This window comes from Rhizobium mongolense subsp. loessense, from assembly GCF_900099775.1.
In the GTDB taxonomy this organism is placed as follows: domain Bacteria; phylum Pseudomonadota; class Alphaproteobacteria; order Rhizobiales; family Rhizobiaceae; genus Rhizobium; species Rhizobium loessense.
On the sequence record NZ_FMTM01000005.1, the window covers coordinates 118,654 to 132,494 of the forward strand.

Sequence of the window (13,841 nt, forward strand, 5' to 3'; positions counted from 1 at the left end):
AGCCAGCGAGAAACCCGACAATGCCCGCGCCGATCTGGCTCACGTGACAAAAGGCCAATCAATTGCTCTTAATTGAGGCGCTATGAGTCGCCCAGTGATGTCACCTTACGCAGGGTTTTAACTCCCCTGGAAGCTGCGAATTTTCTCCAGGATCTCCGGGGCGATCTCAAACCGTCGCGCCTTGCCGCGCCCCATCGAGTTCTTCACGAAGCTCTCCGTCAGGAGTCCGCGCCCGACCAACGGGTCTACCGTTTCGGTTACACCGGTGCGCGTCAAACCCGTAGTTTCGACGATATTTGAAAGCGTTAGCGGCTGATGTCCCTGGTGCATGATGTAGAGGACACTCATCATGCCGATCTGCTTCAACCGCGACTGAGGCGTTTCATCCTCCAGCGGATTGTCAAAAATCTCGTGGAAGATGAAGGCTGAAAAGGCAAGGTTGTGCCATTGGACGTTGAGTGCTCTTGTCATCTGTTTAACTGCATAATATAAGGCTGTATAAATTTCCAGACGATACAGACGCCAGCGGGCATCGTTGGCGTGTTGATTTTGGAGGGACGGCTCATGAAAAACCTTCTGATCAGGACGTTCGTGGCTCTTCTCAATGCCTCGCCATCATATCTCATTTCAGGGAGTCATGCGCGGGCAGATGATTGGGGATGCGAGGTTATCCTATGCCTTTCCAATCCCGGCGGCGCAACGCAATTTACCGAATGCCGCCCGCCGATTGAGAAACTGTGGCGAGAACTTGCAAAGGGGCACGCATTCCCGAGCTGTAACGGCGTTGGTTTTACGGCATCTGCGCCCGGTTACGCCCCTTACTATTGCGACAAAGGCTACCGCTTAACGACGCGAAATGGTGATCGCGGACGGCAGGTAAGCTGCATCTCGACCACACCGCAGACTGTCTCAAACAATGAATGCTACTTAAACAGCGAGCGCGGAGTTCATTCATCCGCCTGGCACTGGAATGACGGGCAGCGACGGTGCCGGCGTTACGTGACAATGCAGCCGCATGTGCGCGCGAAGCCGCACTATGTCGACGTCACCATTGACGGGATCGGAAACCAAAGGGTGTGGTACTAAGCAATGCCAGTCGCCTTCGTCGATCTTGCGCAGGCATGCGCTCCCAACATTGCGATCGAGACGATCGCTGCAGTTGTTAGCCTGGAGAGCAGGTTTCATCCCTATGCCATCCGCATCAACAGTGGCCCACCGCTTTCGGATCAACCGGCATCGAAGGCGGAGGCAATTGAGCTCGCCACTTCCCTCGTTGCGGCGCACCAGGACATTCAGATCGGTCTTGGCGGTCTCGGCTTGGAGGAACTGCACAAGCTGAAGCTTTCCATATCGGATGCGTTCGATCCCTGCCTTAACCTTAAGGCCGGCGCCACTCTTCTCGATGGGTACTATCGCCTTGCCTTGCGCGCGGGCGCCGATGCGGCACAAGCGGAAAACATCATGCTTCAGTCTCACTACGGCCGAGACGATCCGTCGCTGGGCAAACTGGTCCGATATGACGAGCAGGTCCGCCAGGAAATGGTCCGGCTGTCCCCCAAACTGGCGTCGCTTTCCATTGCCGAGCCGCACATTGAAGCTCGCTTCGAGAAGACCGCAGACTTTCAGGACGTGTCCGCGGTCGCAAAACGCCTTCCCCAAGCCGACGAGACCGCTTCATGGGACGTCTTCAATTCCCGGCGGCGATCTTCGGTTCTCGTGTTTCAGAATGATCGATCGGAGCAAAGTGAATGACTTCAAAATCCCGCCTTCGCCCTGTCGCTGCCTCTGCCTTGATGGCCGCGGCCATCGTTGCCTGCATGGTCGAACCGGCCTTCGCCCAGGCCGTAGGCATCGAAACCGTCCTGCAGAATATCGTCGATATGCTGACCGGCAACATCGCCCGCCTGCTTGCGGTCATCGCCGTGATCATCATCTGCATCGCCTGGATGTTCGGCTACATGGATCTGCGCCGTGCCGGCTACTGGATCATCGGCATCGGGGGGATCTTCGGCGCCACCGAACTGGTGAACACCATCGTCGGGAGCTGAGCGACATGGCGACAGCTCCCGACATCGAAGAAGACACCCTGTTCCTGGCCTGCACCCGGCCGGCGATGATTGCCGGTGTGACGATGGAGGCGGTGGGCTTGAACATCATGCTGACGACGATCCTCTACATCACGGCGGGATCGATTGCCTATGCGCTGGTCGGCGTCGTCTCACATTTCATGTCCCGCACGCTCGTCAAGCACGACCATAACATGTTCCGGATCCTGTTTTCCTGGATGGAGACCCGCGGTCGATCGCGCAACACGTCCTATTGGGGCGGGGCCACGCTCTCGCCGCTCAGGCTCACCAGACACTATGACGAAAGGGACCTAAGCCTTGCCTAGAAACGCAACGCTTCGATCCCGCGAACTCGGGCCGGAGACCTTTATTCCCTATTTGCGCCATATCGACGAGACGACGATCGGGCTCGGTACCAGAGCGCTGATGGTGATGATCGTGCTCGAAGGCGTCTCCTTTGAAACAGCCGACGTCGTCGACCTCAACAGCCTGCACCGCAACCTCAACACGCTCTACCGGAATATCGCCGATGAGCGCCTCGCACTTTGGACACATGTCATTCGCCGTCGCGACAACGGCTATCCGGAAGGACAATTTGCCAGTCCTTTCTCAAATGCGCTGAATTCAAGATACCGCGCGCGCATGATTGGCGAGGATCTATTTCGCAACGATCTCTATCTTTCATTGGTCTGGCATCCCGCACGCGATCCCGCCGAAAGGGCCGTGAGCCTTCTTTCCCGGCTGCGCAGAGCCCGCCGAACCAATGTCGAGCTCGACGAAACTGCGCTGAAGCACCTGCGCAGCAAGCTATCCGACATCACCGCGGGCCTGAAACGCTTCGAGCCTCGCGTGCTGTCCCTTTACGAGCAGAACGGCATACTGTTTTCCGAGCCGAGCGAAGTCCTCCACCAAATCGTAGGTGGCCGGCGCGAGCCAATTCCGTTGACTGAAGGAAGGATTTCATCGGCGATCTATTCCGATCGGGTGATTTTCGGCCGCGAGACCATCGAAATCCGTCACGAGGCCGAAAACCGCTATGCCGGGATGTTCGGGTTCAAGGAGTATCCGTCAACGACCCGCAGCGGCATGCTCGACGGCATCCTGACGGTCCCGTTCGAGCTTATCCTCGCACAATCCTTCGCCTTCACCTCGAAATCGGATGCGCGCATCATCATGGGGCGCAAGCAGAACCAGATGGTCAGCGCCGGCGACAAGGCGGCGTCCCAGGTCGAAGAACTCGACGCTGCGATGGACGATCTCGAATCCAACCGCTTCGTGCTCGGCGAGCATCACCTTACTCTTTCAGTCTTCGCTTCTTCGGTCAAAGCGCTCACTGACGATCTGGCGGAGGCGCGCTCGCACCTTACCAATGGCGGCGCGGTCGTCGCGCGCGAGGATCTCGGGCTTGAAGCGGCCTGGTGGGCACAACTGCCCGGCAACTTTCGCTACCGCGCGCGATCTGGCGCCATCACATCCCGGAATTTTGCAGCACTTTCGCCTTTCCATTCCTATCCGACCGGGCAGAAGGACGGAAATGAATGGGGACCAGCCGTTGCCCTGCTGAAGACCGCATCCGGCTCGCCCTTCTACTTCAACTTCCACCACCGCGACCTTGGCAACACCTTCATCTGCGGTCCCTCCGGCGCCGGCAAGACCGTACTCTTGAACTTCATGCTCTCCCAACTCGAAAAGCACGATCCCCATATGGTCTTTTTCGACAAGGATCGTGGGTCGGACCTTTTCGTCCGGGCGGCGGGTGGTGCTTACCTGCCGGTGAGGAATGGCGTTGCCACCGGCTGCGCGCCGCTGAAGGCACTTGAGCTGACTGCGGAAAACAAGGTGTTTCTCACACGGTGGATCGGCAAGCTCGTCGGATCGGCGAAACGCGAGCTGACGGTCACGGAGCTGCGCGACATCGCCTTGGCCATCGACGGCCTGGCGGACCTGCCCCTCGAACGGCGTTCCATCGGCGCCTTGCGCACTTTCCTCAACAATACCGAACCGGAGGGCATCGCCTCCCGCTTGCGGCGCTGGGAAAGGGGAGCGCCGCTTGGCTGGGTATTCGACAACGAGGCCGACGAGATCGGGATCGACGCCAAATTCATCGGATACGACATGACAGATTTCCTCGACAACGAGGAAATCCGCACACCGTTGATGGCCTATCTCTTCTTCCGCATCGAGCAGCTGATCGACGGGCGCCGCATCATCATCGTGATCGATGAATTCTGGAAGGCCTTGCAGGACGAGGGTTTTCGCGACCTCGCCGAAAACAAGCTCAAGACGATCCGCAAACAGAACGGGCTCATGCTGTTTGCGACCCAAAGCCCGCGCGATGCCATTGTCTCGCCGATCGCCCACACGATCATCGAGCAGTGCCCGACGCAGATCTTCCTTCCCAATCCGCGTGGCGATCGTGCCGACTACGTCGATGGTTTCAAACTCACCGAACGGGAGTTCGAGCTCGTCGCTCGCGAACTGTCGGTCGAAAGCCGCCGCTTCATCGTCAAGCAGGGACACAACAGCGTCGTCGCAGAACTCAACCTCAAAGGCTTCGATGACGAACTCGACATACTTTCCGGCCGCACCGCCAACGTGGAACTCGCCGAGGCGATCAGGGCAGACGTCGGTGACCGGCCAGAGGACTGGCTGGCGGTATTCCGGCAAAGAAGGAGAGCGGGATGATGCAAAGAAAGAAAGCAGGGTTTGCTCTTATGGCGGCAGCTGCCTTGCTGTCGGCCGCAATGGCATCCGCACAGGGCATTCCCGTCATCGACCGGACGGCGGTTGTAAAGCAGATCGAGAGCATCACACAGCTGAAGTCTCAGCTCGACACCTTGAACCAGCAGCTCCAGCAAGCCGAACAGCTTTATGGGTCGTTGAACAAGATCACCAACATGGCAGATGTCGCAAGCCTGCTGAACGACCCTTCGATCCGTAAGGCGCTGCCACGCGATTTCAGTGCTGTCGAGGGCCTGTTCAAGGGGTCGGGTACCGGTGTCTTCGGCAATTCCGCTTCGAAATTCCTTGAGAGCAACTCGAACTATCGCACCGACGCCAATGATTTCTACGCCCAGGAATTGTCGCGCGTCCAGAAGCAGAATGCAGGTCAGATGAGCCTTGGCCAACAGATCTATGATGCAGCCACCAAGCGCATCGAGGGCATCGATCAGCTGCGCCAGCAGATTTCCAGCGCCGCCAATGCCAAGGACGTCGCCGATCTTCAGGCACGGCTGCAGGCCGAAACGGCGTTTCTTCAAACCGATCTTCTGCGCATGCAGGGTTTGGAGATGGTCCAGCGGGCGCAGGTGCAGGTCGATGACCAGCGAAAGGCGGAGGATTGGCGCAAGCGCATGGACGCAATGGGAGCGGCGCTCAAATGAAACATGCCCTTCCTGCAGTGATCGCCGCCGCCCAGCCGGTTTGCGCCGGGCAGGCGGATGAAGGTGATGAGGCCTTGCTCGCCAACGTCATGGCCGGGTGCTGCAACAATCCGGCCAGACATGCTGACACGCGCAACACTACAGGAGACGGCGGATGCGGGGCTGCAGCTTCTTCGGATTCGCAAGTCATCAGGAGGCTAAGAGATGTATCAGGTCTTCAGTTTCGTCGACGGGCAGTTCAAGTCGCCCCTGGAGGCGTTCATTTCGTCGGGCACCGCAAACATCGCCGCCTGGGTGAGTGGCCCGCTCACCGCGGCGCTGACGCTTTACGTCGTGCTTTACGGCTATCTTGTGCTGCGCGGTTCCGTCCAGGAGCCCATCCTTGAGTTTGCGTTTCGGGCAATGAAGCTTGCAATCATCGTCATGCTGGTAAGGAATGCCAGCGAGTACCAGACCTATGTCACCGGTCTGTTCTTCGAGGCGCTGCCCAAAGAGATTTCCGAGGCGCTGAGCTCGGGCACCGCGCCGAGCGCCTCTACGTTCGACAGCCTTCTCGACAAGGGTCAGAAGGGCGCCCAGGAAATCTGGGCCCGTGCGTCCTGGCCGGTCGACATCGTCACCGGTATCGGCGGGATGATGGTCATTGGCGCGAGCTTTATTGTCGCGGCGATCGGTTACATCGTTTCCCTCTATGCGCGGCTGGCCCTTGCCATCGTGCTTGCGATTGGCCCGATCTTCATTGCGCTTGCAATGTTCCAGCCCACTCGCCGCTTCACTGAGTCCTGGATTGCGCAGCTTGCCAATTTCGTCATCCTCCAGGTCCTGGTCGTTGCGATCGGTTCGTTGTTGATCACCTGCGTCGACACGACCTTCACAGCGATCGAAAGCTATTCCGACGTGCTGATGCGCCCGATCGCGCTCTGCGCCATCTGCCTTGCAGCGCTTTACGTCTTCTATCAGCTCCCCGGTATTGCCTCGGCTCTCGCCGCAGGCGGGGCATCCTTGACTTACGGCTACGGCGCTGCTCGCGACGCTCACGAAAGCACGATTGCCTGGGCAGCCTCGCATTCGGCAAGAGCGCTCGGGCGAGGAGCCCGCCCGGTTTCGCGCCGCCTCAGATCGGGAGGGGAAAAGTGACGGCCACTCTCCTCAAGAAACGGACAGGTTGTTTGCGAATGCTTCGCATCGTTTCATTGTTTCTCGTCGCCGGGGCACTTCCCGCCTGCAGCTCGATGACGCACCCGCTTCCCAAATGTGACGGTTACCTCCGCCGGCCGCTGAACCGGTCCATGTGGCAACGGGAGGACGACGGCATGCTGAAGCAGCCTCAGTCCGTCCCGGCAAGCCATGCCGCCTCCTACGCGGAGGAACAGGCCACGCCAGTCGCCTTTGCGCTTTTCGATGTTCAAGGTTCTTACCGTCCGTGCAAGGGCAAGTGACATGGTGACGCCGGAAAATCTGAAGAGCTACTTCGACAAGGCGCGCCGGTTCGATCAGGATCGGTTGATCCAGGTGGAGCGTTCCGCCCGCATCGCCTGGTTCGTCGCTGGTTGTGCCGGCATCGTGGCCGTCGTCTCCGTCTTCGCCATTGCCGGGCTCACCCCGTTGAAAACGGTCGAGCCCTTCGTGGTTCGCGTCGACAACTCCACCGGCATCGTCGACGTGGTCTCGGCATTGACGTCGGCCGCCGGGAGCTATGATGAGGCCGTCACCAAGTATTTCGCCGCCAAGTATGTTCGCGCAAGAGAAGGCTATGTCTGGAGCGAGACCGAGGAGAATTTCCGGATCGTTGCCTTGCTCTCCACACAACCGGAGCAGACGCGTTTTGCGACTGTCTACCGCGGCAGCAATCCGCAATCTCCGCAGAATATCTACGGCCGCAGCGCGACGGCGCGCATCAGCGTTGTTTCAATCTCCCTGATCAATGCCAACGTGGCCTCCGTGCGCTACATGCGCACGAACACCCGCGGAGACGACGTGCGCACCACGCACTGGGTCGCAACGCTCACCTTTTCCTATGTGAATGCGCCGATGTCCTCAACCGACCGGCTGGTCAATCCCCTGGGCTTTGCCGTCAGCGAATATCGCGCCGATCCGGAGGCCGTCGATTGAAACAGATATTACTGATCGCCTCTGTTCTGAGCTTTGGTCTTTCGTCGACGGCGGTTGGCCTGGAAATTCCCCGCGGCGCATCAAAGGACAGCCGTATCCGCTTCGTCGATTATCAGCCCTACAACATCACACGGATCGTCGGAACGTTGCGGTCGTCGGTGCAGATCGAGTTTGCCGCCGACGAGGAGATTGCCCATGTCGCGCTTGGCAATAGCGTTGCATGGGAGGTGGCGCCGGCCGGCAACATCTTGTTCCTGAAGCCGCGGGAACATCAGCCGGTGACCAATATCTCGGTTGTGACGGCCAGGCGTGACGGATCGGCCCGCAGCTATCAGATGGAACTGACGGTGCGGGACGGAACGGTCGAAGCCGGACAGAACACCTATTTTTACGTGAAGTTCCGCTACCCGGCCGATGAGGCGGACCGCCGCCGTCAGGAGGCGGCCGCCCGTGCTCAGGCTGCTGAGGCCGGTCGGGCGGACCAGGTGCTCGCACTCCACGAGGTCTATGGGCCGCGAAACTGGCGCTATTCGGCGCAAGGTTCCGTGTCGCTCGAACCAAAGGCCGTCTATGACAACGGCAAAGTCACCACTTTCGCCTTTCCCGGCAATCAGGAAATGCCGGCGATCTACATGGAAAACTCCGACGGCACCGAGAGCCTGGTTCCAAAATCCGTCGACGGCAACCTGGTGCTGGTGCATGCCATCAGCCGCAAGTTCACTCTGCGCCGGGGAGGGGATGTGCTGTGCGTGTTCAACGAGGCCTACGATCGTGTCGGCATCAACCCTGAGACCAACACGACGTCACCGTCCGTCGAGCGTGTCGTCAAGACGCAAACCGCTATCGCGCAATAGGAAAGTGTCATGGCTGCGGAAGACAACACACCGATCCCTGGAGAGCGCGCGGAAACATCGGTCGGGCGGCGCCCGCTCGACAACGGCCCGATCGTCAAACGCGGCGCGGTTGCCGTTGCGATCGTTGCCTTCGTTGCTTTTGCGCTCTGGTCGATGCGCGGTCAGAACAAGCCGCCAGAAGGAACCCACCCCGAGCGCGTCGTCATCCGCCAGACGTCGGATTTCGAGCCCGCCAGGGAACCGGTTCAGCCAGTCGTGACGCCGACGGAGGTGCAACTGCCAACGCCTGTGGTAGCCGAGCAGGCGCCGGCCGAGGAGGATAAGCTCCTTGACGCTGCCCGCCGCGCGCCGGTGATCGCTTATGGCGGCGATAAGGCGCCGGTTGCCGACCGGCAGAACCAGAGTTCGGATGCTCCATCGGACGACTTTCCGTTCGACGCCAGTCCCGGCAATCTTGGTTCGCAGGCAGAAAACGAAGACCAGCGGTTCAACAGGATGCTGACGCCGACGCAATTGCAGGGCTCGCGCGCCGGCATGCTTGGAAATCGCGATTTCGTCGTCGCTATGGGAACGTCCATTCCTTGCGTACTCGAAACAGCGCTTTCCTCGGACCAGCCAGGCTTTGCAAGCTGCGTTATCAACCGCGATGTGCTGTCGGACAATGGTCGCGTCGTGCTGATGGAGAAGGGTACCCAGATCGTTGGCGAATATCGCGGCGGTCTTCGCCGCGGTCAGAAACGGCTGTTTGTTCTGTGGAGCCGTGCCAAGACGCCGAAGGGCGTGATCATTACGCTCGCGTCGCCTGCGACCGATACTCTCGGACGTGCCGGCATGGACGGCAATGTCGACACCCATTGGTGGGAGCGCTTCGGCAGTGCGATCCTGCTGTCGATCGTCGGCGATGCGACCTCCTACGCGAGCAGCCGGCTGCAGGAAGGCAATGTCGAAGCGCAGAATACCACGAGCGCCGGCCAGCAGGCCGCGGCGATCGCGGTGGAACAGTCGATCAATATCCCGCCGACGCTTCTGAAACACCAGGGCGAACTGGTCTTGATCTTCGTGGCGCGGGATCTTGATTTCTCTCACGTTTACCGGCTTCGCGTCACGGAGCCTCGCAACAGGATCTATGATCGCGCCGTTCTCGGGGATTTCAGCCCGGCTTCAACACTGGTCACCAAATAAGGTACGCCGATGAGGGAAGAAGCCGATTGCGGTGTCGTGCGCGAGCTTCTTGCGCCAATCTCCGCCTTTCTGCGCGACATGTCGCTTTACGAGATCATCGTCAACTGGCCGGGTCAGGTGGTGACCGAGGGGACGGGCGGATGGCAGACCCACGATCTGCCAGATCTATCGTTCGACAAGCTGATGCGTCTCGCACGCGCTGTCGCAAGCTATTCCAATCAAGCGATCGATGAAACACGGCCGATCCTGTCGGCCGCCCTGCCAGACGATGAGCGGATCCAGATCGTGATCCCACCGGCAACGACGAAGGGAACGGTCAGCGTTACGATCCGAAAGCCGTCGTCCGTTTCGCTAAGCCTTGACGATCTCGATGACGGCGGCCTGTTCGACGATGGCGTGATGGCCGAAAGAGACGGTGACGCGTCGGGCCGCAAGCTTTTGGAGTTATACAGGAACAGGGCCTACAAGGCGTTTCTGCGCGAAGCGGTTCAGGCGAGAAAAAACATCATCATTTCCGGCGCAACGGGCTCCGGCAAAACGACCTTGTCGAAGGCGCTGATACGTCATATTCCGTCAAGCGAGCGGATCATTTCGATCGAGGACACGCCCGAGCTGGTCATCCCGCAATCGAACCACGTTCGTCTCTTTTATTCCAAGGGAGGTCAGGGCCTGGCGAAGATCGGCGCCAAGGACCTGCTGGAATCTTGCCTGCGCATGCGGCCGGACCGAATTCTGCTGCAGGAACTGCGAGACGGAACGGCATTCTATTACATCCGCAATGTCAATTCGGGGCACCCAGGTTCAATCACGACAGTCCATGCCAACTCCGCGCAGCTCGCCTTCGAACAGCTGACATTGCTGGTCAAGGAATCGGAAGGCGGCAGCGACCTCGACAGGCATGATATCCGTGAGCTGTTGATGATCGCCATCGACGTCATCGTCCAGTGCAAACGCATCGATGGACGGTTTCGGGTGAGCGAGGTTTATTACCGGGACGCGCAAGAGACCACCGCCGGCATGCCTCGGCTCCCAGGATGCGCGCCTCGAACTTGAGTGCAAAGCCAAGACGCTGTAGCAAGGTGCCTGCTGATCTGCGCTCTGCGTGAGGCAAAATAGAACATTCATATCGACGAAACGGAGGTTCTATGAGAATCAGGTCCACAAAGCGTTTCAAAACCGGCCACAGCCAGGACGTCAGCCTTCCCATGGAGTTCCGCTTCCAAGGAAAGGAAGCGTTCGTGCGACCCTCGCGCAAGCCAGGTTCTTGGGACGGTTTGCTTGAGCTCCATGACAAGGAAGTCGTCCCTTCCGGCTTCATGGGGCCGCTCGACCGGAACCAGACGCCGCAGGATCGCGATCCCTTCGACGGCTGAGAGATCCCGAGTTAGATGCCGTACGATATATGCAACGCCACCACTAAATTCCGCCTTGCGCCAGCCCTAGTCCGTCGTCGCTTCTGATACATATGACTGATGGAGATCGCCATCGAGGTCATCGTCCAGTGCATACGCATCGAAACCTTCGCCGGCGGCGACTGTGCCCATTGGGTTCTTCTTCAGGTCCGAAACGCTTGCCGTTCTCTCGGCGAGGATTCTGTGCGGCATTTAAACTCCCTGATATTGGCACCATAAATAGCACTCTAATCAGGTCATTTCGGTTTGAAGCGGCGTAGCCGTTGTGAAAGTCGTCAGAAAAGGTGTGGAGGCTACGACGGATCGCCCGAGGCAGCGAGCGCCAAGGTCAGCGTTGGCGTACTCGCGTGAACATGCGGCGGACATACCAGAGGTGTCCGAAAAGGTCGATCAGTGCGATCAAATCGAGACATTGAAACCCGGTATAAGTGCTATTATATTAGCATTTAAGTGTAAAACTTGAGATATATGCTATTATGTTCACATTTAATTTGACCTCTCCCACCGAGGTAATAAGGGGCCTTTCAGAAAGAATGAAGCGTCGACGTATTGACGCCGGCCTCACGCAGAGAGAGCTCGCGGTAAGGGCTGGCGTTTCCTATGGATCTTTAAGACTGTTCGAGGAGACAGGAAAGATTTCGCTAGAAGCTATTGTGAAGATTGCGTTTGTCCTAGAAGCCGAGGCTGAGTTCGAGCACTTGTTTCCGCCTCGGCCGCCGAAGACGATTGACGACGTCGTTGGCCGTCCCGTCAGGAAAAGGGTGCGAAAAAAATGAGATTCACGCCGATCCGAAAAATGAGTGTCATTCTCGATATCGAGGGCGGGCAGAGAAATCTAGGAACTCTCGCGTGGAGCAGCGACGAACGTCGGGCCTATTTCGAATACTCGGCAGAATTCCTTGCCGCGCCGCCTTTGCTGGTGTCCCCCTTCAATTTGAAAGCAAATCCGGGCCTCCACGCGGCGCCGCGCGATCCGTTCGACGGCCTCCATGGATTGTTTAACGACAGTCTACCCGACGGATGGGGACGACTCCTGCTCGATCGCCGTCTTCAGAGGGCCGGTATCGACTATCACCTGCTCACTCCACTGGATCGCCTCTCGGCGGTGGGGAAGAATGGAATGGGAGCGCTGGCGTACATTCCCGAGCTACCCGACGAGAAGAAACTTGTCGATAACATGGACTGGGATTGGTTCGTCGAGCAGGTCGAGTTGGTCCAGGCGGAGATGGATACTGCCGACCTCGATACGCTGCAGGGCGCTCAGGGCGGCTCTGCGGGTGCGCGTCCAAAAATCATGATAGGATTTAACCCGGCCAACACCGCGTTCGTTATCGACTACGGCCAGGACATGCAACGCGGTTTCGACCGATGGATGGTGAAGGCGCGAAGCGTTGGCGACCCAATCGACATCGGCGTCGAGGAGCAGGCATATGCTTTGATGGCGCGCGCCGCCGACCTGGAAATGGCCGAGACGCGGGTATTCAACACAAAGAAGGGTAACCGTCTCTTCGCAACGAAACGATTTGATCGTACGCCTGCCGGCCGGCAGCACATGCATACCGCCAGCGGCATCTTGAATGCCAACCATCGCCAGGCATCGTTGAACTACGAACATCTCCATAAGCTGACGTTCATGATGACGCGTGACAGTTCCGAGGTCCTCCGGATGTTTCGGCATATGGTCTTCAACGTGTATGCTCGGAATCGTGACGACCACGCGAAGAACCACGCCTTCCTCATGAGGGCAGACGGGCGATGGAGGCTCTCTCCCGCGTACGACCTTACCTTCTCCGACGGGCCTGGCGGAGAGCACAGCGCTGAAATTGCGGGCGAGGGAAGAAATCCAGGCGTGCAGCACATGCTGGCCGTCGCTAGAGCAGCGTCGATCCCTGAGCGTGACGCCAAGCATGTCATCGATGAGGTCCGGACAGCTATTGAACGCTGGCCACAATTCGCCGAACAGGCGGGGCTATCCAAGTCCCGGACGAACGAACTTGATCGGATCCTAAACAATAGATGACCCGCTGAGATGCTCCGCCCCCATGGGGAGTGAGACAACTTCGTGTTTTCCATCCTACACGCTCGCGGAAACCAACACGCTGTGCAATGAGCCTGCTGATCAGGGCAGGCTCGGCGAGAAGCAAAATATTTATGATATTGCCTCGGCTGAACATCGGCGCTGGCTTGCGTTCGAGCGCTGGCGGCGAGATCGAGGCGCTTCGCGCAAGGTCGCGCGCCAGGAGCGGTCGATCGTCACTTGGTTTCTGCATGCTGGTATCACCAGATTACAACTTGCGGCTTTTCGCGCTTTCAGCTAATTTAGCTGCCGCTGTATGTTCGTTGAGGGGCGGCTTCCAGCCGACGTTCATATGTCCTACGATCTTTCAGTCAATGGTAAGAACTACGCCGTCGATGTGGATGGCGATATTCCACTTTTGTGGGTGCTGCGCGACACCATAGGTCTCACTGGAACGAAATTCGGCTGCGGCATCGCTATGTGCGGAGCCTGCACGGTGCATGTCGATGGTGTGCCCGTGCGGTCGTGTGTGATGCCGGTCGCCGAAGCGGCCGCCAAGCCCATCACCACGATCGAGGCGATTGGCGAGACTGACGAAGGCGCTCGGGTACAAAGGGCCTGGCTGGACATCGATGTCGTCCAATGTGGTTACTGTCAGTCTGGACAAATCATGTCCGCCACCGCGCTACTTGCGGCCAATCCGTCGCCTACCGACGACGATATCGATGCCGTCATGGCCGGAAATATCTGTCGATGCGGCACCTATCCGCGCATTCGGGCGGCGATCAAACTGGCTGCCAAGGCGAGGTGATGCG

The 13,841-nt window shown here is 58.8% G+C and carries 18 protein-coding genes; 16 read left to right on the top strand and 2 right to left on the bottom strand.

From position 1 onward, the window contains the following. Positions 1 to 117: 117 nt before the first annotated feature. The gene (locus BLP23_RS17955) at positions 118 to 471 is read right to left on the bottom strand and encodes a MarR family transcriptional regulator (protein WP_022718530.1); all 354 of its coding nucleotides are present in this window, start codon (positions 469 to 471) and stop codon (positions 118 to 120) included. Between the two features lie 93 nt (positions 472 to 564). Here BLP23_RS17955 and BLP23_RS17960 point away from each other — a divergent pair, with 93 nt between their 5' ends. The 13 genes from BLP23_RS17960 (at position 565) to BLP23_RS18020 (ending at position 10,970) form a co-directional block, all read left to right on the top strand. Further along, complete coding sequence (locus BLP23_RS17960; RefSeq protein ID WP_092586231.1) at positions 565 to 1,086, top strand: hypothetical protein; 522 nt, start codon at positions 565 to 567, stop codon at positions 1,084 to 1,086. A gap of 3 nt (positions 1,087 to 1,089) precedes the next feature. Next, the gene (locus tag BLP23_RS17965; RefSeq protein WP_092586232.1) at positions 1,090 to 1,752 is read left to right on the top strand and encodes a transglycosylase SLT domain-containing protein; all 663 of its coding nucleotides are present in this window, start codon (positions 1,090 to 1,092) and stop codon (positions 1,750 to 1,752) included. Further along, complete coding sequence (locus BLP23_RS17970; protein ID WP_092586233.1) at positions 1,749 to 2,048, top strand: TrbC/VirB2 family protein; 300 nt, start codon at positions 1,749 to 1,751, stop codon at positions 2,046 to 2,048. Before BLP23_RS17965 ends, BLP23_RS17970 begins: the two co-directional genes overlap by 4 nt. A 5-nt stretch (positions 2,049 to 2,053) precedes the next feature. Next, on the top strand, positions 2,054 to 2,392 hold the full coding sequence (locus BLP23_RS17975) for a VirB3 family type IV secretion system protein (protein WP_092586234.1): 339 nt from the start codon (positions 2,054 to 2,056) through the stop codon (positions 2,390 to 2,392). Next, the gene (locus tag BLP23_RS17980) at positions 2,385 to 4,751 is read left to right on the top strand and encodes a VirB4 family type IV secretion/conjugal transfer ATPase (RefSeq protein ID WP_092586235.1); all 2,367 of its coding nucleotides are present in this window, start codon (positions 2,385 to 2,387) and stop codon (positions 4,749 to 4,751) included. Before BLP23_RS17975 ends, BLP23_RS17980 begins: the two co-directional genes overlap by 8 nt. Continuing rightward, entirely contained in the window at positions 4,751 to 5,449 is a 699-nt protein-coding gene (gene virB5, locus BLP23_RS17985; protein WP_092586485.1) for a P-type DNA transfer protein VirB5, read from the top strand. The genes BLP23_RS17980 and virB5 overlap by 1 nt, the downstream gene beginning before the upstream one ends. A gap of 204 nt (positions 5,450 to 5,653) precedes the next feature. Beyond that, positions 5,654 to 6,586, top strand: coding sequence for a TrbL/VirB6 family protein (locus BLP23_RS17990; protein WP_092586236.1), 933 nt, complete (start codon positions 5,654 to 5,656; stop codon positions 6,584 to 6,586). A 38-nt stretch (positions 6,587 to 6,624) separates the two neighbouring features. Then, positions 6,625 to 6,888, top strand: coding sequence for a hypothetical protein (locus BLP23_RS17995; RefSeq protein WP_092586237.1), 264 nt, complete (start codon positions 6,625 to 6,627; stop codon positions 6,886 to 6,888). 1 nt (position 6,889) lies between these two features. Then, entirely contained in the window at positions 6,890 to 7,561 is a 672-nt protein-coding gene (locus tag BLP23_RS18000) for a VirB8 family type IV secretion system protein (RefSeq protein ID WP_092586238.1), read from the top strand. Continuing rightward, positions 7,558 to 8,415, top strand: coding sequence for a P-type conjugative transfer protein VirB9 (gene virB9, locus BLP23_RS18005; RefSeq protein WP_092586239.1), 858 nt, complete (start codon positions 7,558 to 7,560; stop codon positions 8,413 to 8,415). The genes BLP23_RS18000 and virB9 overlap by 4 nt, the downstream gene beginning before the upstream one ends. 9 nt (positions 8,416 to 8,424) lie before the next feature. Next, on the top strand, positions 8,425 to 9,597 hold the full coding sequence (gene virB10, locus BLP23_RS18010; protein WP_092586240.1) for a type IV secretion system protein VirB10: 1,173 nt from the start codon (positions 8,425 to 8,427) through the stop codon (positions 9,595 to 9,597). A 9-nt stretch (positions 9,598 to 9,606) separates the two neighbouring features. After that, positions 9,607 to 10,650: a P-type DNA transfer ATPase VirB11 gene (gene virB11, locus BLP23_RS18015; RefSeq protein ID WP_092586241.1), complete on the top strand. Its 1,044-nt coding sequence runs from the start codon at positions 9,607 to 9,609 to the stop codon at positions 10,648 to 10,650. Between the two features lie 92 nt (positions 10,651 to 10,742). Beyond that, the gene (locus tag BLP23_RS18020; RefSeq protein ID WP_092586242.1) at positions 10,743 to 10,970 is read left to right on the top strand and encodes an antitoxin; all 228 of its coding nucleotides are present in this window, start codon (positions 10,743 to 10,745) and stop codon (positions 10,968 to 10,970) included. Positions 10,971 to 11,036: 66 nt separating this feature from the next. Here BLP23_RS18020 and BLP23_RS33740 read toward each other — a convergent pair whose 3' ends face one another. Beyond that, positions 11,037 to 11,201 (bottom strand): hypothetical protein, encoded by a 165-nt coding sequence (locus BLP23_RS33740; RefSeq protein ID WP_167363925.1) that lies wholly within the window; start codon positions 11,199 to 11,201, stop codon positions 11,037 to 11,039. A 341-nt stretch (positions 11,202 to 11,542) separates the two neighbouring features. Here BLP23_RS33740 and BLP23_RS18025 point away from each other — a divergent pair, with 341 nt between their 5' ends. From BLP23_RS18025 to BLP23_RS18040, 3 genes are all read left to right on the top strand, one after another. Next, entirely contained in the window at positions 11,543 to 11,785 is a 243-nt protein-coding gene (locus BLP23_RS18025) for a helix-turn-helix domain-containing protein (RefSeq protein ID WP_092586486.1), read from the top strand. Positions 11,786 to 11,805: 20 nt separating this feature from the next. Continuing rightward, positions 11,806 to 13,029 (top strand): type II toxin-antitoxin system HipA family toxin, encoded by a 1,224-nt coding sequence (locus BLP23_RS18030; protein ID WP_233426756.1) that lies wholly within the window; start codon positions 11,806 to 11,808, stop codon positions 13,027 to 13,029. A 349-nt stretch (positions 13,030 to 13,378) separates the two neighbouring features. Beyond that, positions 13,379 to 13,837, top strand: coding sequence for a (2Fe-2S)-binding protein (locus tag BLP23_RS18040; protein WP_092586245.1), 459 nt, complete (start codon positions 13,379 to 13,381; stop codon positions 13,835 to 13,837). Positions 13,838 to 13,841 lie beyond the last annotated feature (4 nt).

Bases quoted from the DNA above. Each gene is read 5' to 3' on its own strand.
- BLP23_RS17955 (WP_022718530.1), bottom strand. From the start codon at position 471: ATGACAAGAGCACTCAACGTCCAATGGCACAACCTTGCCTTTTCAGCC.
- BLP23_RS17960 (WP_092586231.1), top strand. From the start codon at position 565: ATGAAAAACCTTCTGATCAGGACGTTCGTGGCTCTTCTCAATGCCTCG.
- BLP23_RS17965 (WP_092586232.1), top strand. From the start codon at position 1,090: ATGCCAGTCGCCTTCGTCGATCTTGCGCAGGCATGCGCTCCCAACATT.
- BLP23_RS17970 (WP_092586233.1), top strand. From the start codon at position 1,749: ATGACTTCAAAATCCCGCCTTCGCCCTGTCGCTGCCTCTGCCTTGATG.
- BLP23_RS17975 (WP_092586234.1), top strand. From the start codon at position 2,054: ATGGCGACAGCTCCCGACATCGAAGAAGACACCCTGTTCCTGGCCTGC.
- virB5 (WP_092586485.1), top strand. From the start codon at position 4,751: ATGCAAAGAAAGAAAGCAGGGTTTGCTCTTATGGCGGCAGCTGCCTTG.
- BLP23_RS17990 (WP_092586236.1), top strand. From the start codon at position 5,654: ATGTATCAGGTCTTCAGTTTCGTCGACGGGCAGTTCAAGTCGCCCCTG.
- BLP23_RS17995 (WP_092586237.1), top strand. From the start codon at position 6,625: ATGCTTCGCATCGTTTCATTGTTTCTCGTCGCCGGGGCACTTCCCGCC.
- BLP23_RS18000 (WP_092586238.1), top strand. From the start codon at position 6,890: ATGGTGACGCCGGAAAATCTGAAGAGCTACTTCGACAAGGCGCGCCGG.
- virB10 (WP_092586240.1), top strand. From the start codon at position 8,425: ATGGCTGCGGAAGACAACACACCGATCCCTGGAGAGCGCGCGGAAACA.
- virB11 (WP_092586241.1), top strand. From the start codon at position 9,607: ATGAGGGAAGAAGCCGATTGCGGTGTCGTGCGCGAGCTTCTTGCGCCA.
- BLP23_RS18020 (WP_092586242.1), top strand. From the start codon at position 10,743: ATGAGAATCAGGTCCACAAAGCGTTTCAAAACCGGCCACAGCCAGGAC.
- BLP23_RS33740 (WP_167363925.1), bottom strand. From the start codon at position 11,201: ATGCCGCACAGAATCCTCGCCGAGAGAACGGCAAGCGTTTCGGACCTG.
- BLP23_RS18025 (WP_092586486.1), top strand. From the start codon at position 11,543: ATGAAGCGTCGACGTATTGACGCCGGCCTCACGCAGAGAGAGCTCGCG.
- BLP23_RS18030 (WP_233426756.1), top strand. From the start codon at position 11,806: ATGAGTGTCATTCTCGATATCGAGGGCGGGCAGAGAAATCTAGGAACT.
- BLP23_RS18040 (WP_092586245.1), top strand. From the start codon at position 13,379: ATGTCCTACGATCTTTCAGTCAATGGTAAGAACTACGCCGTCGATGTG.